The organism is Halocella sp. SP3-1 (genome assembly GCF_003953885.1).
In the GTDB taxonomy this organism is placed as follows: domain Bacteria; phylum Bacillota; class Halanaerobiia; order Halanaerobiales; family DTU029; genus Iocasia; species Iocasia fonsfrigidae.
Genome location: NZ_CP032760.1, coordinates 2437556 through 2458323, shown reverse-complemented (window position 1 = coordinate 2458323; position 20768 = coordinate 2437556). Strand labels below are relative to the sequence as shown.

The window sequence follows — 20768 nt, the reverse complement described above, 5'->3', positions numbered from 1 at the left end:
CCTCAAAATAGTGATCCCAATTTCCCATATAAATATCACTATGTAAACACAATCTTAAATAAATACTAGTTTATTATATATTAATAGCCTTTATCAGTCAAGGACAATCACTATCTCAAAAAATGACTCCCTATAAAAAGGGAGTCATTTAATAAACTAATATTGAAAGAATATTTATTCTTCTTCATTCTGACGTTGTTGGATTATTTCTTCTTCTATTTTAGATGGAACCTTATCATAATGATCAAGCTCCATAGTATAACTACCATGTCCACCAGTAATTGATTTAAGGTCAATTGCATAGCTAAACATTTCAGCCTGTGGTACATGGGCTTTAATAACCTGTTTACTATCAATTGGTTCCATTCCAAGTATCTTTCCTCGACGGGAATTAAAATCACCCATAATATCCCCCATATATTCTTCAGGTACAGTTACTTCTACTTTCATAACTGGTTCTAATAATACCGGCTTAGCCTTCTGCATACCATTTTTAAAACCCTTAGAAGCAGCTATTTTAAAGGCCATTTCTGATGAATCTACCGGGTGATATGAACCATCATATACAACTACTTTAAAATCAACAACAGGATAACCAGCTACAACACCTGTTTCTTTGGCTTCAACAATACCTTTTTCAACTGCAGGAATATACTGGTTAGGAATTGCCCCACCAAAAATTTCTTCATCAAATTCAAAGCCCTTACCCCTCGGCAGGGGTTCCATCCTCAAGAAAACATGACCATACTGACCACGTCCACCTGATTGCTTTTTATATTTTTCTTCAACCTCAACTTTTTTCTGAATAGTTTCTTTATATGTTACCTTAGGAACCTTTGTGATAAAAGATGCCTCAAATTTCCTCTGACAAATATCTTTGATAACATCCAGATGTACTGTACCCATTGATGTAACTAATAGTTCCTTGGTTTCTTTATTATATTCTACCTTAAAGGTCACATCTTCCTGACTTATCCTGTTAAGGGCAGCTGACATTTTTTCATCATCACCTTCACTGGCAGGTAAAGCTGCCTGGGTTAACATTGGTACAGGAAAATCAATATCTTTTAATGACATTTTAATACCTTCTACCATAGTATCTGATGTCTCCAAAAGGTCGATTTTAGCAACCGCTCCGATCTCACCAGCTGTTAATTTATCTACAGTTTCCTGTTCCTTACCATTTAAGCGGTATAATTTACTCAACTTAGCAGTCTCATTAGCACGGGGAATAAAAACCTCACTATCTTTTGTCAGTGTGCCTGATTCAACCTTAAAAATTGATAATTTACCGATATAAGGGTCAACCATTGTCTTAGCCACCAGAGCAACAGCAGGTTCATCTACAGTAATACTTATTTCAACCTTTTCACCCTGCCAAATACCCTCTATTACCCCCTTAGCATCAGGAGATGGTACCAAATTAATAAGGAGATCAAATAGTTTTTTAATACCAGAATTTTTAAGTGCTGATCCCACCATTACAGGTATAATCTCACCTGAAGCAACACCAGCAACCAGCCCTTTAATTAATTCTTTATCACTAATTTTTTCATCCGCAAAGTATTTTTCCATTAATTCTTCATCAAGTTCAACAACAGATTCTAGGAGTTCCATTCTTAATTCTTCAACAGTATCAGTTAATTCTGCTGGTATTTCAATCTTATCTTCATCTTTTTCACCGGAAAAAGCCACTTCTTGAAGAAGATCTATAATGCCTTTATATCCTTCCCCTTCACCAACAGGAATTGTCAATGGTATGAAATTGCCCTGATAAGCATCCTTTATTTCATTAAAGACCTTATTAAAGTCAGCACCATCCTTATCCATTTTATTGATAAAAATAAAACGTGGTAATTGATTCTTTTCAGCCATTGCCCAGACATAATCAGTATTTACCTCTATACCAGCTGTTCCGTCTATTAATAATACTGCACCTTCAACCATTCTTAAAGCCCCGGCAACCTCTCCCCTAAAGTCTGCATATCCAGGGGTATCTATAAGATTTACAAATTTATCTCCCCATGAAAATGAAAAGTACGAATTATTAATAGAAAATTGATGTTTCTTTTCTTCTGGGGTAAAATCAGCTTGTGTATTAGTATTTTCAATACTGCCAGCACTATCTATCACCCCTGCATTTAAGAGAGTCATTTCTGTTAAAGTAGTTTTTCCAGCCCCTCCATGGGAAATCAAGCATAAGTTTCTGATTTTTTGAGTATTACTCAATATAACCACCAACCCTTCCTGTTTTTTCTTAAGATTAATTATAACTGATAAAAAGACTTTTTTTATATATCTTTTATATCTTTTACCAGGTATTTCTAATTTATTCTTTAAGAAAAAGTGTTATTCCAGGAAATCTTATTCTCTTATGCCCTTGTAATCCCGGGGGATCACTTTTCAAAACCTAATAATAAAACCCTCTTTTATCATACTTACTTTAAATATTCTATAAAATAAGTCTAATTCCTTTAATTTTGAAAATTTTAATTATTTTTTTTAATAATTAAATATATCCAATTTTATATTATAGAAATTGGATTAAAATTAATATAATCTGAGCTAACCAACAAAAAGTCAATCCCCCACTTTCTCCCCTTTAAAGCAAGCCTATGAGACTCCTCTCCATGTAAATGACCATATACACACTGCTCAACATTATATTTCTGTAATAGCTCAATAATTTCATTTCGTTCGTGATCCTCATTAACCGGCATATAATGCAGCATAACAATAACCCTTTCTATACTAGCAGGGATGGTCTCTAAAGCCATCCCTAATCTAGTAAGTTCCCGTCTATATATCTTTTCATCATGGTCAGAAAAATTATTATTATTAGGAACAATCCAACCCCTGGTACCAGTGACAGCAATATTAGCCAGCACGAGACTATCATTATGAATTAAAGATATATCATCTGGCATAAAACCCCGCAATTTAGTAATACCCTGCCACCAATAATCATGATTACCACGAACTAATACCTTTCTACCTGGTAGTAATTCTAAGAAATCTAAATCATACTCCAGTTCTGAAAGATCACTTGCCCATGAAATATCACCTGGTATTAATACTAAATCATCATCTGCCACCTTTTTGGACCAGTTATCATAAATCTTTTGATAATGTGCATTCCATTTTTCGCCAAATATATCCATAGGTTTATATACAACAGCATTTTCTAAATTGCCTATTTCTGCCTTTTCAGCAAAGGATAAATGCAGATCACCAATAGCATAAACCTTCATAAAACACCACCCTAGCCCTTTAATGCCTGTGCCATATTTTTGGCTAATTGACTGGCTTGTTTCAAATCATCTTGAGCAGGGGCATATTTTGCTTCAAAGACTGGTTCTATTAAATCCAGTCTAGCTTTTTCAGCAAATTCCAGGAGACTATCTTTGGCTGCACTACTCCAACTATATGTTCCAAAGATACCTAATTTATGGTTCTTTACTCTACGATTTAATAAGGCAGAGGTCAATCCTGCCACCGGGGGAAATAGTTCCGTATTATAAGTACAGGAACCTATAATCAACCCCTTAAACCTCCATATATCACTCAACAAGTATGAAAGATGGGTTCTGGCAGCATCATATAGCCTAATCTGTCTGATACCATTTTCAGCAAGACCTCTGGCAATATTTTCTGCAATTTTTTTAGTATTGCCATACATTGAACCATAAACAACTACTACACCTTCTTCTACCTGATAACTACTAAGTCTATCATATACATCAATAATATAGTCAGGATTACTCCTCCAGACAGGACCATGTGTAGAAGCTATTATCTTGATATCAGTATCAGCCAGTTTTTCAAAAGCCTTTTGAACCATTGGACTATATTTGGCAACTATATTAGTATAATAACGCCTGATTTCATCTTCATAATACTTAATATCTAATTCATCATCAAATATCCCACCCTGTAAGGCTCCAAAACCACCAAAGGCATCCCCAGCAAAAAGAATTCCTTCAGATTTTTCAAAGGTCATCATCGTCTCAGGCCAATGTACCATAGGAGTTAGATGAAACTTTAGTTCATGTTTACCTAGTTTTAATACTTCGGCATCTTTGATGATTTTTATGTCATCAGTCAATCCATAAAACCCTTCCAGAAAAGCAGCAGTTTTATTATTTCCTATAATTTGTATTTCTGGATATTCCTTTTTTAAAGCCTTGATTGATCCAGAATGATCTGGTTCCATATGATTAACTATTAGATAATCTACTTTTTTATTACCCAGTATTTTTTTAATTTTATCAATAAAAGAATCATGGTATGTAATTTTTACGGTATCTATCAAGGCAACCTTTTCATCTACAATTAAATATGAGTTATAAGAAACCCCATTGGGTAATGGCCATAAGGACTCAAAAATACTGGTCTCCTGATCATTAACCCCTACCCAGTAAACATCCCCTCTTATATTTATTGCTCTATTCATATCACTCACTCCTTTATTAAGTATATCACTTTAAAGTATATCATCTATTCCATTTAAAATACAAGCTTTAAATAATTATCATTAATAATAATTATTTCATTCTATTTAAATATTATTGTTGATAGTTTAAAATTTTTTTAAAGTATTATATCTCTTTTCCAGGCACATAATAATATATCATTTATCAATAAGGTGGGCTAATAAATGAATAAAAACATTTATCATAAAATAGATTTTGGCTATGCCTGTATTAGTTCTATAATAAAGAATTGTTCAACAGCCAGGACAGTCCCTCTTGGTAAGTTTCAGGAGCTGGAGGATAAAGATAGCAAAATCTATCGAATTGAAAAAATAGCTCGTTCAAACCTGAAAAATACAAAAAGACTACTCTGGCATAATATAGCAGAAGGGTTTAAACTCTACCGTTTTTCATCTCAATTAATACCACTAGCCAATCACCCGGCAGGACAAATCTGTAATTATGAAAAAGAGCTTGCTGGGGAATTTGAAAAAATAGGAAATATCATTAAAAAACATAACCTTAAGGTCAGCAGCCATCCTGGTCAATACACTGTGATTAATACAAAGAGTGAAAAAAAATTCATTAATTCAGTACGTGACCTAATATATCACAATAAAGTCCTTACTGCCATGAATCTGGATGAAAATGCTGTAATGGTCACACATGTAGGTGGGGTTTATGGGGATAAAAAAAAATCTATGGAAAGATTTATTAAAAACTTTAATAAATTACCCCAAAATGTACGGAATAGACTGGTAGTGGAAAATGATGATACCTCATATTCTATTAGTGATGTTCTGACTATTTGTAAAACCATAAATCGCCCAATGGTACTCGATGTCCATCACCATAATTGCTATAATCAGGGGGAAAATCTGGAGGATTACCTAGCAGAAATTTTTGACACCTGGAATATACTAAATAGACCTCCAAAAGTTCACTTCTCCAGCCCCAGAAGTAAAGAGAAACCATTAAGCCATGCTGATTATATTAAGGTAGATGATTTTATTGAATTTATTAAACTGGCAAGTAATTACCAATTTGATATTATGATTGAAGCTAAAAAACAGGATGCAGCAGTCCTTAAGCTCTGGGATGACCTTAATTACAATCCAAAAAAGACTAATCCCTGAAGTTTTAGTTTTACATGACTCCAGGGATTAATCAGGTTATTAAATTAAAGTTTTTATCTTACATTATTTATACATCCTTTATACATCTACTGTCAGAGGGTCTAAATCTCCCTCATCATCTTCACCGTTTCCAGTAATCTTATCATAAATCAAGAAAAGCATCTGTAGAGTTAAACCTAACAAGGCAGCCAGTCCAACTTCTTCAAAGACCCAAATTTTTACCCCACCTAAACCAAACACAAACATAACAGAGGCTATTAAGATATTTCTGGGATTTCCAAAATCAACCTTTCCCTTTACAAAACTTTTTAAACCAATTGTAATGATACTACCAAAGAGTATAACCATAACCCCACCGATAACTGCCGTTGGTATTGACTGTAAAAAAGCACTAAGTAGTCCAACAAAACTAAAGAGCAGTGCCCATATACCAGCATTTCTGGCTACTTTATCATCTTTAATCTTAAGAAGATTTACAGCAGAAACACCCTCTGAATAGGTTGTGTTCGGAACAGACCCCAAAAATGACATCATTGTACCAATTCCATCTATCAGCATTGTCCTGTGAATACCTGGTGATTCATAATACTTTTTGCCAGTAGCCTCAGTAATAGCAAATATATCTCCAAAGTGCTCAATCGTTGGTGCCAGGGCAAAAGGGAGCATATAAAAAACAGCCTGCCAGTTCACTTCAGGTTTAGTAAAGGCAGGTAAACCTATCAGGTAGTTTATTTCCACTGTTACAGAACCGCTAAATAATGAAGCAATATATCCAACAAGCACAGCAATCAAAACTGAAAATAAATTGGGTATTCCTTTAGCAAAAACCATTAGTACCGCAGCTGTAATCAAAGTGATTAAAGCCAGCAGCCAGTTTTCACTTGCCATCCCCAGACCGTCCTCTATTAGAGTAAGACCTATTAAAGCAATCATTGAGCCAAAGACAACAGGGGGAAATAATTTTTTAGAAATTAATTCACTACCAAAGTATTTTACGATTCTAGAAAATAACACCTTCATTATCCCTGCAATACCTAAAGCAAAAAAAACAGCCGCAAACCCCCACTCATCACGAACATGATTAATTGGTACTATATAGGCAAAACTGGAACCGAGAAATATTATTGGGGCACCATACTTACCCTTCCCAAAATAATGCATAATTAGGGTAGTTATACCAGCAGTAAATAGAACAATCGATGTAGGGATACCTGTCAAAAGTGGAACTAAGACCGTAGCCCCAAAACAGATAGCAAAAAGTTCAAGTCCTAGAAATATTCGTTTAACATTCATTATAAAATCCCCTCTCATTTTTAAAATTTTTGATTTTAATTAATTACCTAAAAAAACCTTCAGCCCGACTAATTAAGGCAGAAGGTTTAATTCTCCCCTTATTAGTCTCACTGGACCAATTTCAAGGGTATAACTATTTTCTTGTCATTAGTAATATATTATCAAGTTCATCAATTTCTCTTAAATTAACATCTACTACTTCATCCTGTGATGTAGGTAAGTTTTTACCTACATAATCAGCTCTAATCGGCAGTTCCCGGTGACCTCGATCAACAAGAATAGCTAGTTGTATAACCCTGGGGCGCCCGATATCAATCAGGGCATCCAGTGCTGCCCGAACTGTTCTTCCAGTATAAAGAACATCATCAACTAGAATAACCTGTTTTCCTGTAATATCAAATGGTATTTCTGTCTTATGAACAATAGGCTGTTGGGCAACCATTGATAAATCATCCCTATAAAGTGTAATGTCAAGGATACCTACTGAAACTTCTACACCTTCAATATCTTCTATCCTGGCAGCCAGCCGCCGGGCCAGAGGAACTCCCCTGGTTCTGATTCCGATAATAACCAGGTCTTCCACACCCTTATTTTTCTCAATTATTTCGTGGGCTATCCTTGTTAATGCCCTTCTAATCCCCTCAGCATCAATAATTTTTTTCTTGAGTTTTAGTTTATTCCCCATAAATCTCTCCTTTCAGATAGGTCCCTGAAAACAAAAAAAATTCTTGACCCGCAGGCAAGAAAGTATCTATACAAACCGTCTTTCTTACTAGCCTCACAGGACTAATTTAAAGAAACCCTTTATTTTATACAAATATATCAGATTATTGTATATCCTGTCAAGGCTTCTATTTATTTTGCTTGTGATTATCTTGCTCTGTTTTCCTCTTCAACACAAACTTTAAAAATTCTAAAATATTTATCAGAATTAAATAATTTGTCTTAGTTATTTAAATAACGATAAATAGTAGCTTCAGAAGTTTCTAACTCTTTAGCAACTTCTGTAACTGAATTTTTAAGCAAAAAAACCCCTTGATTATCAAGTTTTTTGACTATCTCTTTCTTTTCATCTGCTGTCATTCTTTTGGGGGGAATTGACATTTCTTTAATGCTATTTTCTATAATTAAGTGCATTAATTCTTCAATAGAATTTGTAAACTTCTCTGGAAATTTTTCTTCAGTGATTTTATTTATTTTTTTATCACCATTAATTAATTTATCAAGCATATCCCTTGCATAAATAAGTTTTGTTACATCAAAATTTATACAAAGCATTCCAATTACTTTATTTTTACCATTCCGTATAAAAAAAGTTGAAGACCTTAAATTCTTATTATTTTTAGTTTTTCCAGTATAATTAGTTAAATATTCTTCTTTAAGATTATTCTCATCATTTACAATCTTTAATGCTAAATCAGTCAATGCATCCCCTTTCTTTCTTCCACTAATATGACCATTTTCAATGGCAATTATTGAGTTCTCAAAATTACTCAAATCATGTAACACAATCTCATAATTTTCACCTAATACTTCTGCCAAAAATCCAACCAGATCTTTATACTTCTTTAAACTATTATCCATTTTTTCCTCCTCTACTTCTAACAAACTCAACAATTTTGAAACCTCATCTAATAAAAATTTATTATTGAAACTTTAATTTATAATAACAATAAATTATTTGTTTGTCAATATATTATTATCAAATAGAGTTTATTACATAATAACCAGACTCTTTGAAATACCATATAAATTAAAATAAATTTCTAAAATTTATCAAAAAATGTATTGACATCTTTATAATAAATTGTTATTATAAAGATAAGTTATTATTATGATAAAAAATAATCATCGTTAAATTTTATTTTTTATCATGATAATACTAGAAAGGGGTTGATTTAATGAAGCACAAAGAATATTTCTAAGAATATTTCTGTGCAACAAAAAAGTTTAATTTTCAACCTATATATAATCTAGAATAAAAATAATCTAGACTACAAGTGTTACAGTTGGTAAATAAACTTAATTATATTATACAGGAGGTAAAATCTAATGAAAAAACAAATAAAAACTGACAAGGCTCCAAAATCAATTGGACCATATTCTCAAGCAATTATGGTGGATGGTTTTGTATTTACTTCAGGCCAGATTCCAATTAACCCCAAAACAGGTTCCATGGTTGAAAAAGATATTGAAAAACAGACTATTCAAGTAATGAAAAATTTAAAAGAAATTTTAGCTTATGCAGGTTATAAATTTGATAATGTAATTAAAACAACAATTTTTCTGTCTGATATGAAGTATTTTGAAAAAGTAAATCAAATTTATAAAAAATATTTTCTTTCCAATCCACCAGCTCGATCATGTATTGAAGTTTCCAAATTACCAAAAGATTCATTATTGGAAATAGAGCTTATAGCTAAGTAATTTAAATATTAATGTAATAAAGAAAAAGGAGGATCAAAAATATGATTAATCATAATCATAAAAATCAGAAAAAACTATTAACCCTCATTAAACAAAGAACAATTCCTGCAATAGGCTGTACTGAACCAGTAGCAATTGCATTTGCTACGGCAATTGCTAAAGAACATCTAGAAAAGAAAATTGGAAATATTAATCTTGAAAAAGATATAACGACAATTAATATTCAAGTAAGTATTAATATATTTAAAAACGGAAAATCTGTTATTATTCCTAATACTAATAAAACCGGATTGGATTTAGCAGCAGCTTTAAGTCTTGTTTGTGGCAATTCTGCTAATAGCTTATGTATTTTTGCTGATGTTAATAAAACTTATATTAAAAAGGCTAATAACATTTTAAAAAGAAAGTTAATCAAAATAATTCCTGTATTAGATGTAAATGATGTATTTGTTCAGGTCGAGCTTAAAGGTGAAAAAAATAATGTTAAAGTAGTTTTAGAAGGAGGGCATACTGATATAAAGTTTATTGAAATAGATGGGGAAAAGGTATTTGAAGATAAATCTGTAGGTGACAAAACCATTTCTAGTGAATTTTTAAAAAAGATGACCTTTAATGAAATCAAAAAAATATCTGAAGAAATTGACATAAAAGAACTTGATTTTATACTTGAAGGTATTGATATCAATAAAAAAGCAGCTCAAGAGGGGCTAAAGAAAAAAAACAGCTTACGGTGGGGAGCTTCGCTTTTAAAACTGCAGAAGGAAGGTAAAATAGCAAATGATGCTTCTATTAAAGCAAGAATTTTAACAGCAGCAGGGGCAGATATAAGAATGGGTGGAGGAAATTGCCCTATTATGACTAGTGGAGGTAGTGGAAATCAAGGTTTAGGAGTAATACTTCCTATTTTTGTTGTAGCCGAAGAAGTAAATGCTTCTCAAGAAAAACTTATTAGAGCAACATTTTTTGGACATGCAATAAATAATTTTATAAAAGCATATACTGGTAAACTATCTGTTATTTGTGGATGCGCTATTGGTGCAGGGATAGGAGCTAGTGCTGGTATAACCTGGCTTTTAGGTGGTAAAGAAAAAGAAATTGAAGGTGCAGCACAAAACATGCTTGCCAATATAACTGGTATGATTTGTGATGGTGCTAAGGAAAGTTGTTCACTTAAACTTTCTACATCAGCTGGAGAAGCTGTTATTGCTTCTTATATGGCTTATAATAATGTTATCATTCCTTTAAAAGTAGGTATTATTGGAAACAGTATAGAAGAAACTATTAAGAATATAGCAATACTCTGTAAAAAAGGATTATCAAAAACTGATGAAACTATAGTTGAAATAATGAAGGCTTAAGTTTTTTGTAACATTTGAAATTTTTTGACAATTTTTGACAAAATGATAATTAAATATAATGAGGTGGTTAATATGTTAAAAAAAATTAAATCCAATTTAGTTATGAAATTAATCTTAGGGGTAATCTTGGGAATTATTCTGGGATTGTTTGCATCTAAAGAAGTTATGCAGATTATTTTAACTATTAAAAATATTTTAGGTCAAATAATATTTTATTCTGTTCCATTGGTGATAATTGGATTTATCGCTCCTTCTATTGCAAATCTTAAATCTAATGCTAGTAAAATGTTAGGAACAGCAGTATTAATAGCTTATGTATCTTCAGTTGGAGCTGCTTTTTTTTCATGTATTGCCGGGTATTCTATTATTCCACATTTAAATATTAACAGTCAGGCTTCAAATTTAAAAGAATTACCTAAAATAATATTTAATCTTGAAATTCCAGCTGTTATGCCAGTAATGACTGCATTAGTATTAGCATTGTTTTTAGGCTTATCTGTTGCTTGGACTAAGTCATCTACTTTTGAAAATGTACTAAATGAATTCCAAAATATGATATTGGGTATAGTTAATAAAATTATAATACCTATACTTCCCTTCTTTATTGCAGGAACATTCTCTAGTCTTGCTTATGAAGGAACTATAACCGAACATTTACCAGTCTTTGTCAAAATTATCTTCATTATTCTTATAGGGCATTTTATTTGGCTTACTGTATTATATTTACTAGGTGGATTCATTTCAAAACAGAACCCTTTAGAAGTCATTAGACATTATTTGCCTGCCTATCTAACTGCTGTTGGAACTATGTCAAGCGCAGCAACTCTTCCTGTTTCACTAAAATGTGCTAATAAATCAAAAATTTTAAATAAAAAAATAGTTGACTTTGTCATACCTTTAGGAGCTACAATTCATTTATGTGGTTCAGTACTTACAGAAACATTCTTTGTAATGACAGTATCTCAGCTTTTATATGGTTATATTCCTCCAGTCTCTATAATGATAACTTTTATAGTGTTACTTGGTATATTTGCAATTGGAGCACCTGGAGTACCTGGTGGAACGGTTATGGCATCTTTAGGATTAATAACAAGTATACTTGGTTTTGACCAATCTGGAGTCGGACTTGTTCTTACAATCTTTGCAATTCAAGATAGTTTTGGGACCGCATGTAATGTAACAGGTGATGGAGCTATAGCATTAATGTTAACAGGAATCTTTAGAAATCGAAAAAAAGAAATTAACGAGGTTAGAGAAACAATAAATTTATCTTAAATTTAACAATAGTTAAAATGAGTTAATATTTATTTTTTAACTAAAAAAATGTTTAACTTAAATTCAACAACTAAAATAATATAGTCAGAATTAACAACTTTCAAATCTTAAAATTAAAAATGGGATCATCCTTTATTTTCTGATAATTAAAAAAGGGGATCCCTAAATAATTCTATCACAAAAAAATTTAATTCTCCAAGTCTTAATCAAAATTTTCCCCTTAAAACAGTAAGTATATTATTAAAATCATCTGGTAATACAGCCTTAAATTCCATCCATTTACCATTAGTAGGGTGATTAACACCTAATTGATAGGCATGTAATAACTGACGCTCAACAAACTTTAGGTTTTTATCCCTTATTTTTTTACCATATTTAAGGTCACCAACAATGGGATAGCCCAAATAAGCAAAATGAACCCGGATTTGATGTGTCCTACCAGTCTCTATTTTTACCTCTACATATGTATAATTATTAAATCTCTCAATTACCGAAAATCTGCTGACTGCCTCTTTACTGTTTTCTTTGACAACAGCCATCTTTTTTCTATCAGACTTATCCCTTCCTATGGGGGCCTTGATTATACCTTGATCATGTGGAAGATAACCCTTTAAAAGGGCATGATATATTTTTTTGTTTGTTCTATTCTTAAACTGTTGAACAAGATTACGGTGACTTTGATCATTTTTAGCTACAATAAGCACCCCTGAAGTATCTTTATCTAGTCTATGAACAATACCAGGTCTCTTGATACCATTAATACCTGATAGGTCATCTGTGTATGAAAGCAGACCATTAACCAAAGTGTTATTATAATTGCCAGGTACTGGATGAACAACTAAACCCGGTGGTTTATTAACTACCAAAATATTACTATCCTCATAGATTATATTTAAATTCATGTCAACTGCCTTAATTTTCATTTCAACTGGCTCAGGAAAATTCAATTCAATAAGATCACCTTTTCTTATCTTATAACTTCCCTTAGTAAGCCCTTTATTAACAGTAACCCTTTCCTCATCAATTAATCTCTTAATATATGAACGGGAAAGGTCTTTATTCTTTAAGGCTAAATACTTATCCAGACGCATATTAAAAAAATCACTTTTTTCTACCCTATAAATTTTATTATTCATTGTTCTTTTCTACTCCCCAGTAATATATAAAAAATAAAAAGGTACCGGTCACAATTGCTGTATCAGCAAGATTAAAAACAGGCCAAATCCTGAAATCAAGATAATCTATTACATATCCCAAGCGGATACGATCTACTAAATTTCCTAAAGCCCCTCCTATGATAATACCTATGGCCAGGTCAGATAAATTGTTTTTTATGCAATTATTTCTATATATTAATAATAAAACAATTATAATAATAGATAAAAGAATAAATAGATTTTTATAACCAGCTAGTATTCCAAAACCAGCCCCCCTGTTATGAATATAAGTAAGGTGAAAAAAATTATTGATTACTGGTATAGATTGAGTGATATACAGATTTTTACTTATTATTACTTTAATTAATTGATCACAAATTGATATAAATAAGATTGAAAAAAACAGCATAATATAACTACCCCTATCTCTGTTTTATTTTAATTCTGTTCTATTTTAATATAGATTGCTAATTAAAACAAGATTTAAAAACTACTCTTAATATATAAGTATATAAGGTTCTAAAGATAGGTTTCAACAATTTTAATAATTTTTGCAACAAACTCTGCAATTATAGGGATGTTTGATTGTGCTAAATCAAAGAGAAATATCAGAAAAAGGGCACCAAGAACAGTAGCACCAATAGCAATCCCCAGACCTCTGGCTAAACCTGCAATAAAATTAATAAAAAGCATCCTTCTGGGGGAACGTACCAATTCAATATATTCTGCAATCTTTATATTTTCCATTCTCTCAGCTAATTCATCGATTTTGTTTATAATATCTCTATCATTTTCTTCCATTTATTACACCTGCCTGATTTTGTTATTATTCCTTTAAACCCATATTTTATACGAGCTAGTAAAAAACCCTTCCCCTCTTTCGTTTTTTGTGTTATGATAAAACAAATTTATAAAAATAGTAATATATTACATCTGAAGAGGTAATCTTATGAGAACAATTATTAGACAAAAAAATATAATCAAAAATATTAGCATACTGGCTTTCCCTGCTATACTGGAAATGGCTTTAAATACATTAGTGGGAATGGCAGATACACTAATGATTAGCCATATAATAGGTAAAGAAGGTTTAGCAGCAGTTGGTTTTGCCAATCAAATTATTTTTACATTAATCTATGTTTTCACATCATTTAATGCCGGGGCCACCGCTATGGTTGCCCGAAGCTATGGAGAAAAAAATTACCAAAGACTAAATAAAATAGTCGGGGAAAACCTGAGCCTTAATTTTTTCCTGGGAATATTAATTTTTTTAACAGCCCTTATTTTTTCCGAAAGCATACTTAATATCTTCTCAGTCTCAGAGCTAGTATATCAAATGAGTGTTGACTATTTAAATAATGTAGCCATTAGCCAGTTCTTTATGTTTATTTCTTTTGCTGCTGCAGCCAGTCTGCGTGGGGCTGGTGATACTAAAACACCTATGTTTATCACAGGAATCGCCAATATATTAAATATTATAGGAAATTATATATTAATGACAGGTTACTCCTTTTTCCCGGAATTAGGAATCAAAGGGGCAGCCCTTTCTACTTCTATTGCGCGCGGAATAGCAGCAATTTTATATCTTATAATATTAATAAAAGGGAAAAATAATATTAAAATCAAATTGAGCAATTTAAAGCTATCAGCTTATATACTAAAACCCTTATGGAGCCTCAGTTATGCTGCAGCCCTGGAACAATTTTTTATGCAAGCTGCCTTTTTTGTAAATAGTATCATAATCTCCCTACTTGATACAACATCTGAAGCAGCATACAGAATATTAATAAACATAGAATCAGCTTCATTTATGCCTGCTATAGGTATATCAATAGCTACAGCAACCCTTGTCGGTAAACGGCTGGGTGAACAAAATCCTGAAAAATCATTGCAAACTGGTAAAGCAGCTGGATTTATGGGAATAATCTGGGGTATTCTTATGGGAATTATTTTTTTCGTTTTTCCGGTTCCCATTCTAGCTCTCTTTACCAGTGATACCAAGCTAATAAACGCAGCAACCTTTACTATGAAAATTGCAGGTTTTAACCAACCATTACTTGCCTTTATGATAATAATTAGTGGCGCTCTCCGCGGAACAGGGGATACAAAAGGGGTTATGTTGATTACTTCATTAAGACTCTGGACAATATTTGTACCTCTCTGTTATATTTTAGTAAAATACTTCAACTATGGTGTTACAAGTGTATGGTACGCAGAGATAAGCTCATTCCTTGTTTTTTCCTATTTTATGTATAAACGGTTTATAGCCATGGAATGGGCAAGAATAACCATGTTCTAATTATCATTACTTAAGCGGTTTAGTAAAAGAACAAGGTAAATCAATAAGACATTTACCACATACATCTGTCTTTTCCAACCCATTATATTTTCTATCATTACTGAGACACATTTCATAACAGAGATGTCTATCATAACTATCTAACTGTAAAGCCTGATTAACACACTTTAAAACACAAATTTTACAAACACCTTTAGCTTTATATAAACAATATTCCCCTTCTTTTCGCTCAGTAGGTGCGATATGTAAATTTGTAATTATACTCCCAATTCTACCACAACACCCTTTTTCTGTGATCAACATATTATTAAGCCCAAACTTACCTAATCCAGCAATAAAACCAATATGTCGGTGTGACCAATCACTTAATAAACTATCCTGATCAAAGTTATGGGTTGCTGGTATACTACTGGTTTTATAGCCACTTTTTACTATGATTTTATTAATGTAGTTATTGAGGTCACTAATTAATTGATTTGTATCAATATAGGCCTCCGCCCATTCCTTTGAAGCTGACTGTCCTACAGCATTAGTCCTGGCCAGTTCTTTCCTAAATGGTATAAAATATACAATCACAGTAGCAGCATCATCCATTAAATCCTCAGGTAGTGCATGTGAAACACTAACCACCTCTTTAAGCTGTAAAAACATCTTATCATCTGCTTTGGCATAGGCTACTAAAGGTTCCCTCCACTTTATTTTTGTTCTATTTCGTAAAGGGTATTTTTTAACAAATTCTTTTATCAATATATCCAATACATTGTTACACATATATACCACCCAAACCATTTAATTGTATTAATAGTTTAATCTATATAATTGCCTGTTTTTTCTTGTTAGCTCTGTAATTCTTCTTCTTTTTCATTATTTCTTTATTTATAGGTATTATATCAGAAAAGACTCCAATAAAAAAGCTTTATAACTAATTATTATTTTCGTAAGCATATTGATAGTTATTTTATAAAACAGAATAAAAAAATATAATGAAGGCTATTATATTAATAAACAAACTTAAAGGAGGTTTTTATATGTCGACAGTTATTGGTGTATTTGATGAGCAAGGAAATGCAGAACAGGCCTTAAAACAAATCAAAAAAGCCGGGATAAGTGAGGATAAGATTTCAATGGTAGCCCGGGATGAAGAAAATAATGATACTGGTTATATGAATCAAAACCTTACTAATGGAACCGCAACTGGTGGTGCCCTGGGTGGACTAGCAGGCCTAGCAGCCAGTGTGGGAGCACTGGCCATACCTGGTATAGGACCAATTCTAGCAGTAGGCCCAATTGCAGCAGGGCTATCTGGCGCAGCTGCCGGGGGTATTGCAGGTGGACTTGTTGATATGGGTATTCCAGAAGAACGGGGAAACTATTATGAAAACGAAGTAAAAAGCGGTAAGATCCTTGCTGCCGTTGAAACAGAAGAAGATAAAGTTAATGATATAGCCTCACATTTCAGAAACAATGGTGCCAGTGATGTAGAAACACATTAAAAAATATAAAACCCTGAAGATACTATATTATAGTTTCTTCAGGGTTTTATATTTGCAATTCTAAAAACCAGACTACAAATTACCTTTTAACATCTTAACCCTGTAAAAGTCTTCTCTTTCTTTTTCTTCTAAAGTATCCTGTATAAACTTTACAGTATTCTTATAACGAGGAATCAAAATATTGTCAAGGGCATTGGCCCGTTTTTGTGTCTTTTTTATTGAAGTAGCTAAACGATAGACAGATGTTTCAATCTCTGCTAAACGCGCTATCAGGGAAACTACCCTTTGAAAGTTTTTATAGGCTCTATCTAAAGCCATATTTGTTCTATAAAAACTATAATGTGGGCTTATTTCTTCTGATAAAGTTTCAACTTCTGGAATTTCAACCCCCATTACACTATAACTCCTTATTTTTATATTATCAATAAAATCTATACCAGTAGCAATCTCTTCTACGGTCTTAATTCCTTGGGTTATATCAACAGATTGCAGTGCCTGATAGGCCTCAAAAAAATAATCATTAATTTGCGATTGTATTTCTCGGGCTTCATCTATCCTTTTCATCATTTCCTGAATAAGTACATTTCTTTTTTTATCTAACAATTCATAACCCTCTTGAGCAAGCTCTAAAGATGCTTTGATACTTGTTAAATTACTTTTTGTGGGAGATAAATTAAGTTTCTCCATTATTTTCTTTCCCCCTATAGTATTTAGCGATCATATCAGCTGAGACTCTATCTAATTCTGTGCTAGGTAAATTGCCTACTACCTCCCAGGCAAGATTTAAGGTTTGTTCAATATCACGGTCTTCATTATGAGCCTGATTTAAAAAACTAGCCTCAAAGCCCCTACCAAGTGCCAAATACATCTGGTCTTTGGTAGATAACTCATCTTCACCAATTACCGAAGCCAGGGCTTTTACTTCCTGTACATGAGAATAAGCTGAATATAATTGGCTGGAAATATCCGGGTGATCCTCTCTGGTATATCCTTCACCAATACCATCTTTCATCAACCTTGATAATGATGGTAAAATATTAATAGGTGGGTAGATCCCCTTTTGATATAAATCACGCTGTAATACTATCTGACCCTCTGTAATATATCCTGTCAAATCGGGAACAGGGTGGGTTATATCATCATTAGGCATAGTAAGTATTGGAATCTGAGTAATAGAGCCTTCTTTACCCTTGATCATACCAGCACGTTCATATAAACCAGCTAAATCACTATATAGGTAACCAGGATATCCCTTTCTACTCGGAACCTCCCCCCTCCTTGAAGAAAGTTCACGAAGGGCTTCAGAATAACTTGTCAAATCTGTCATAATAACAAGTATATGCATATCTTCTTCAAAAGCAAGATATTCAGCAGCAGTCAAACCAACCCGTGGGGCAATAATACGTTCTACAGAGGGATCATCAGCTAAGTTAATATACATTACTACATTCTGTAAAACACCACTATCTTCAAAACTCTTAACAAAATAATCTGCCTCATCATGTTTAATCCCCATAGCAACAAATACTACAGCAAAATCTTCCAACTGATCACCTAGTCTAGCCTGTCTGGTAATTTGAGCAGCTAATTGATTATGTGGCAGACCATTTCCAGAAAAGATAGGCAATTTTTGACCGCGAATTAAAGTCATTAAGCCATCTATAGCTGAAATACCGGTTTGGATATAATTCCGCGGATATTTTCTGGCAAAGGGATTAATTGGCTCCCCATTTACATTATATTTTTCCTTAGCAAAAACAGGTCCACCCTGATCAAGGGGTTCTGCCACACCATTAAACACCCTACCTAATATCTCCTTTGACAAAGGTATTTCCATGGGATGCTGTAAAAACTTTATCCTTGTCTCATTAATATTTAAACCATTTGTACCTTCAAAAACCTGAATCACAGCCCTATGATTACTCACCTGTAAAACCCGACCTTTTCTAGTCTCTCCTGTAGGAGAAGTTATTTCAACCATTTCATCGTATCCCACATCTTCTATACCTTCAACAATCACAAGAGGGCCATTAATTTGTGTTAAACCACTATATTCTTTTATTAACATTGTTAATCCCCCACTAACTCTGGTAGTTATTCCATATTCCTTGATAAAAACCTTCTATCTCATTTTTTAACTTTTTGAATTCTTCTATTTTATCATTGGGAATACTATCTTTCATCTTCATTATTTTACTAAATAATTGTTCGTCTTTTAATTTACTCACTGGAATGTTCTTTTTTATTAATGGTAAGGCCTGATCATAAAGATATAAAATAATTTTTAACATCCAGTATTGTTTCTCTGGTGTAGAGTAACGATCTATTTTACTAAAGGCATTTTGTTGTAAGAAGCCTACCTTAATTAACCTGGCAATCTCCAGTGTTAATCGTTGATTATCTGGCAGGACATCTTCACCTACTAATTTTACTATCTCCTGTAGCCTGGCTTCCTCTTTAAGTAAAGTCATTGCCCTATTTCTTAATTCTAACCAATCTTCACTTACATTTTTCTGCAGCCAGGGTTTTAAATCATCCAAATATTCACTATAACTCTCCAACCAGCTAACAGCCGGAAAATGGCGGGAGCTGGCTAGTGATTTATCAAGGGCCCAGAAACAGCGAACAAATCTTTTAGTATTCTGGGTAACAGGTTCAGAAAAATCAGCACCTGGTGGTGAAACAGCCCCGATCAATGAAATGGATCCCTCCCGCTGTTGATCAAGGGTTTTAACATAACCTGCTCTTTCATAAAATTCAGCCAATCTAGTTGGTAAATAAGCAGGAAAACCCTCTTCAGCTGGCATTTCCTCTAATCTTCCTGATATCTCCCGTAAAGCCTCTGCCCAGCGTGAAGTAGAATCAGCCATTAAGGCCACATTAAAACCCATATCACGGTAATACTCTGCCAGGGTAATTCCAGTATATATACTAGCCTCACGAGCAGCAACCGGCATATTTGAAGTATTGGCTATCAAAACAGTTCGTTCCATCATCGATTTACCGGTAGCAGGGTCTTCCAATTCAGGGAATTCTTCTAAAACATCTGTCATTTCATTCCCTCTTTCTCCACAACCAACATAGATAATCAAGTCTGCATCAGACCATTTAGCTAATTGATGCTGGGTCATTGTTTTTCCAGCACCAAAGCCACCAGGTATTGCCGCCGTACCACCCTTAGCTAAAGGGAAAAAGGTATCAAATACCCGCTGTCCGGTAAGTAGTGGTTGTCCTATTCTTAACCTTTCATAATATGGACGAGGTTGACGAATAGGCCATTCCTGATATAATTTTATTGCATCTCTTTCCTTATTTTCTCCTTCCAGAATAATAATTTCCTGTTCTACAGTATACCTACCATCTGGTACAAGCTCTTTCACTACACCTTTAAGACCTGGAGGAACCATTATTTTATGTACAATAGCACTGGTTTCTTGTACTTCAGCAACTACCTGACCAGGGTTCAGACTGTCTCCAGGTTTTACCAGCAAACTAATATCCCATTCCTTCTTTAAATCAAGGGAATTGACATTTGTGCCCCTGGCTATAAAGGGACCTGTTTTTTTTACTATATCTGGTAAAGGTCGCTGTATTCCATCAAAAATATTGCCAATAATACCCGGGCCTAATTGAACTGATAGAGGTCTCCCTGTCGAATAAATAGGCTCCCCAGGTTTCATACCAGTTGTTTCTTCATAAACCTGAATTGTAGCATTATTTCCTTCCAACTCAATTATTTCACCTATTAGTTGTGATTCGCCAACATATACTAATTCCCTCATCAAATAACCCGTCATATTACTCGCCTTAATAACAGGCCCATTTACATAAGAAATCTCTCCCTGTTTTTCCATTTCT

The 20768-nt window shown here is 33.1% G+C and carries 19 protein-coding genes; 6 read left to right on the top strand and 13 right to left on the bottom strand.

Translation table 11 applies throughout. The features are described 5' to 3' along the window. Window positions 1-174 precede the first annotated feature (174 nt). From fusA to D7D81_RS11620, 3 genes are all read right to left on the bottom strand, one after another. Window positions 175-2229, bottom strand: a complete 2055-nt coding sequence (gene fusA, locus D7D81_RS11630) for an elongation factor G (protein WP_286169618.1) — start codon at window positions 2227-2229, stop codon at window positions 175-177. A gap of 296 nt (window positions 2230-2525) precedes the next feature. Further along, the gene (locus D7D81_RS11625; RefSeq protein ID WP_125990164.1) at window positions 2526-3251 is read right to left on the bottom strand and encodes a metallophosphoesterase; all 726 of its coding nucleotides are present in this window, start codon (window positions 3249-3251) and stop codon (window positions 2526-2528) included. Between the two features lie 11 nt (window positions 3252-3262). Next, on the bottom strand, window positions 3263-4453 hold the full coding sequence (locus D7D81_RS11620; RefSeq protein WP_125990162.1) for an FprA family A-type flavoprotein: 1191 nt from the start codon (window positions 4451-4453) through the stop codon (window positions 3263-3265). Window positions 4454-4657: 204 nt separating this feature from the next. Between D7D81_RS11620 and uvsE the strand changes: the two genes are divergently transcribed. Beyond that, window positions 4658-5608, top strand: coding sequence for a UV DNA damage repair endonuclease UvsE (gene uvsE, locus D7D81_RS11615; protein WP_125990160.1), 951 nt, complete (start codon window positions 4658-4660; stop codon window positions 5606-5608). Window positions 5609-5686: 78 nt separating this feature from the next. Here uvsE and D7D81_RS11610 read toward each other — a convergent pair whose 3' ends face one another. The 3 genes from D7D81_RS11610 to D7D81_RS11600 form a co-directional block, all read right to left on the bottom strand. Continuing rightward, window positions 5687-6901: a uracil-xanthine permease family protein gene (locus D7D81_RS11610; RefSeq protein ID WP_164522232.1), complete on the bottom strand. Its 1215-nt coding sequence runs from the start codon at window positions 6899-6901 to the stop codon at window positions 5687-5689. Window positions 6902-7034: 133 nt separating this feature from the next. Then, entirely contained in the window at window positions 7035-7586 is a 552-nt protein-coding gene (pyrR, locus tag D7D81_RS11605) for a bifunctional pyr operon transcriptional regulator/uracil phosphoribosyltransferase PyrR (RefSeq protein WP_125990156.1), read from the bottom strand. Window positions 7587-7846: 260 nt separating this feature from the next. Further along, on the bottom strand, window positions 7847-8485 hold the full coding sequence (locus tag D7D81_RS11600) for a helix-turn-helix transcriptional regulator (RefSeq protein ID WP_125990154.1): 639 nt from the start codon (window positions 8483-8485) through the stop codon (window positions 7847-7849). 468 nt (window positions 8486-8953) lie between these two features. On the opposite strand from D7D81_RS11600, the gene D7D81_RS11595 reads away from it, so the two are divergent. The 3 genes from D7D81_RS11595 to D7D81_RS11585 all read left to right on the top strand — a co-directional run bounded on the left by D7D81_RS11595 (window position 8954) and on the right by D7D81_RS11585 (window position 11961). Then, complete coding sequence (locus D7D81_RS11595) at window positions 8954-9328, top strand: RidA family protein (RefSeq protein ID WP_125990152.1); 375 nt, start codon at window positions 8954-8956, stop codon at window positions 9326-9328. A gap of 41 nt (window positions 9329-9369) precedes the next feature. After that, a complete protein-coding gene (locus D7D81_RS11590; protein ID WP_125990150.1) occupies window positions 9370-10686 on the top strand; it encodes an L-cysteine desulfidase family protein in 1317 nt (438 codons plus the stop codon). A 72-nt stretch (window positions 10687-10758) separates the two neighbouring features. Further along, a complete protein-coding gene (locus D7D81_RS11585) occupies window positions 10759-11961 on the top strand; it encodes a dicarboxylate/amino acid:cation symporter (RefSeq protein ID WP_125990148.1) in 1203 nt (400 codons plus the stop codon). A 206-nt stretch (window positions 11962-12167) separates the two neighbouring features. Here D7D81_RS11585 and D7D81_RS11580 read toward each other — a convergent pair whose 3' ends face one another. The 3 genes from D7D81_RS11580 to D7D81_RS11570 form a co-directional block, all read right to left on the bottom strand. Continuing rightward, the gene (locus tag D7D81_RS11580; RefSeq protein ID WP_125990146.1) at window positions 12168-13097 is read right to left on the bottom strand and encodes an RluA family pseudouridine synthase; all 930 of its coding nucleotides are present in this window, start codon (window positions 13095-13097) and stop codon (window positions 12168-12170) included. Continuing rightward, a complete protein-coding gene (gene lspA, locus D7D81_RS11575; RefSeq protein ID WP_125990144.1) occupies window positions 13090-13527 on the bottom strand; it encodes a signal peptidase II in 438 nt (145 codons plus the stop codon). Before lspA ends, D7D81_RS11580 begins: the two co-directional genes overlap by 8 nt. Before the next feature lie 110 nt (window positions 13528-13637). Beyond that, on the bottom strand, window positions 13638-13919 hold the full coding sequence (locus D7D81_RS11570) for a DUF5665 domain-containing protein (RefSeq protein ID WP_125990142.1): 282 nt from the start codon (window positions 13917-13919) through the stop codon (window positions 13638-13640). 148 nt (window positions 13920-14067) lie between these two features. Here D7D81_RS11570 and D7D81_RS11565 point away from each other — a divergent pair, with 148 nt between their 5' ends. Continuing rightward, the gene (locus D7D81_RS11565) at window positions 14068-15417 is read left to right on the top strand and encodes an MATE family efflux transporter (protein WP_125990140.1); all 1350 of its coding nucleotides are present in this window, start codon (window positions 14068-14070) and stop codon (window positions 15415-15417) included. 6 nt (window positions 15418-15423) lie between these two features. Here the strand turns inward: D7D81_RS11565 and D7D81_RS11560 are convergent, their stop codons facing one another. Continuing rightward, entirely contained in the window at window positions 15424-16173 is a 750-nt protein-coding gene (locus D7D81_RS11560; protein WP_286169617.1) for an epoxyqueuosine reductase, read from the bottom strand. A 272-nt stretch (window positions 16174-16445) separates the two neighbouring features. On the opposite strand from D7D81_RS11560, the gene D7D81_RS11555 reads away from it, so the two are divergent. Further along, window positions 16446-16910 (top strand): general stress protein, encoded by a 465-nt coding sequence (locus D7D81_RS11555; RefSeq protein ID WP_125990136.1) that lies wholly within the window; start codon window positions 16446-16448, stop codon window positions 16908-16910. A gap of 72 nt (window positions 16911-16982) precedes the next feature. Here the strand turns inward: D7D81_RS11555 and D7D81_RS11550 are convergent, their stop codons facing one another. The 3 genes from D7D81_RS11550 to D7D81_RS11540 are packed head-to-tail and all read right to left on the bottom strand — an operon-like array spanning window position 16983 to window position 20764. Next, window positions 16983-17597: a V-type ATP synthase subunit D gene (locus tag D7D81_RS11550; RefSeq protein ID WP_125990134.1), complete on the bottom strand. Its 615-nt coding sequence runs from the start codon at window positions 17595-17597 to the stop codon at window positions 16983-16985. Further along, the gene (locus tag D7D81_RS11545; RefSeq protein ID WP_125990132.1) at window positions 17584-18978 is read right to left on the bottom strand and encodes a V-type ATP synthase subunit B; all 1395 of its coding nucleotides are present in this window, start codon (window positions 18976-18978) and stop codon (window positions 17584-17586) included. The genes D7D81_RS11550 and D7D81_RS11545 overlap by 14 nt, the downstream gene beginning before the upstream one ends. A gap of 13 nt (window positions 18979-18991) precedes the next feature. Beyond that, a complete protein-coding gene (locus D7D81_RS11540) occupies window positions 18992-20764 on the bottom strand; it encodes a V-type ATP synthase subunit A (protein WP_125990130.1) in 1773 nt (590 codons plus the stop codon). Between the last annotated feature and the right edge of the window lie 4 nt (window positions 20765-20768).

Coding starts and splice junctions, on each gene's coding strand:
- D7D81_RS11600 (WP_125990154.1), bottom strand. CDS start 8,485: ATGGATAATAGTTTAAAGAAGTATAAAGATCTGGTTGGATTTTTGGCA.
- D7D81_RS11610 (WP_164522232.1), bottom strand. CDS start 6,901: ATGAATGTTAAACGAATATTTCTAGGACTTGAACTTTTTGCTATCTGT.
- D7D81_RS11555 (WP_125990136.1), top strand. CDS start 16,446: ATGTCGACAGTTATTGGTGTATTTGATGAGCAAGGAAATGCAGAACAG.
- D7D81_RS11545 (WP_125990132.1), bottom strand. CDS start 18,978: ATGTTAATAAAAGAATATAGTGGTTTAACACAAATTAATGGCCCTCTT.
- uvsE (WP_125990160.1), top strand. CDS start 4,658: ATGAATAAAAACATTTATCATAAAATAGATTTTGGCTATGCCTGTATT.
- D7D81_RS11620 (WP_125990162.1), bottom strand. CDS start 4,453: ATGAATAGAGCAATAAATATAAGAGGGGATGTTTACTGGGTAGGGGTT.
- D7D81_RS11550 (WP_125990134.1), bottom strand. CDS start 17,597: ATGGAGAAACTTAATTTATCTCCCACAAAAAGTAATTTAACAAGTATC.
- D7D81_RS11570 (WP_125990142.1), bottom strand. CDS start 13,919: ATGGAAGAAAATGATAGAGATATTATAAACAAAATCGATGAATTAGCT.
- D7D81_RS11580 (WP_125990146.1), bottom strand. CDS start 13,097: ATGAATAATAAAATTTATAGGGTAGAAAAAAGTGATTTTTTTAATATG.
- D7D81_RS11565 (WP_125990140.1), top strand. CDS start 14,068: ATGAGAACAATTATTAGACAAAAAAATATAATCAAAAATATTAGCATA.
- D7D81_RS11595 (WP_125990152.1), top strand. CDS start 8,954: ATGAAAAAACAAATAAAAACTGACAAGGCTCCAAAATCAATTGGACCA.
- D7D81_RS11590 (WP_125990150.1), top strand. CDS start 9,370: ATGATTAATCATAATCATAAAAATCAGAAAAAACTATTAACCCTCATT.
- D7D81_RS11540 (WP_125990130.1), bottom strand. CDS start 20,764: ATGGAAAAACAGGGAGAGATTTCTTATGTAAATGGGCCTGTTATTAAG.
- pyrR (WP_125990156.1), bottom strand. CDS start 7,586: ATGGGGAATAAACTAAAACTCAAGAAAAAAATTATTGATGCTGAGGGG.
- lspA (WP_125990144.1), bottom strand. CDS start 13,527: ATGCTGTTTTTTTCAATCTTATTTATATCAATTTGTGATCAATTAATT.
- D7D81_RS11585 (WP_125990148.1), top strand. CDS start 10,759: ATGTTAAAAAAAATTAAATCCAATTTAGTTATGAAATTAATCTTAGGG.
- D7D81_RS11625 (WP_125990164.1), bottom strand. CDS start 3,251: ATGAAGGTTTATGCTATTGGTGATCTGCATTTATCCTTTGCTGAAAAG.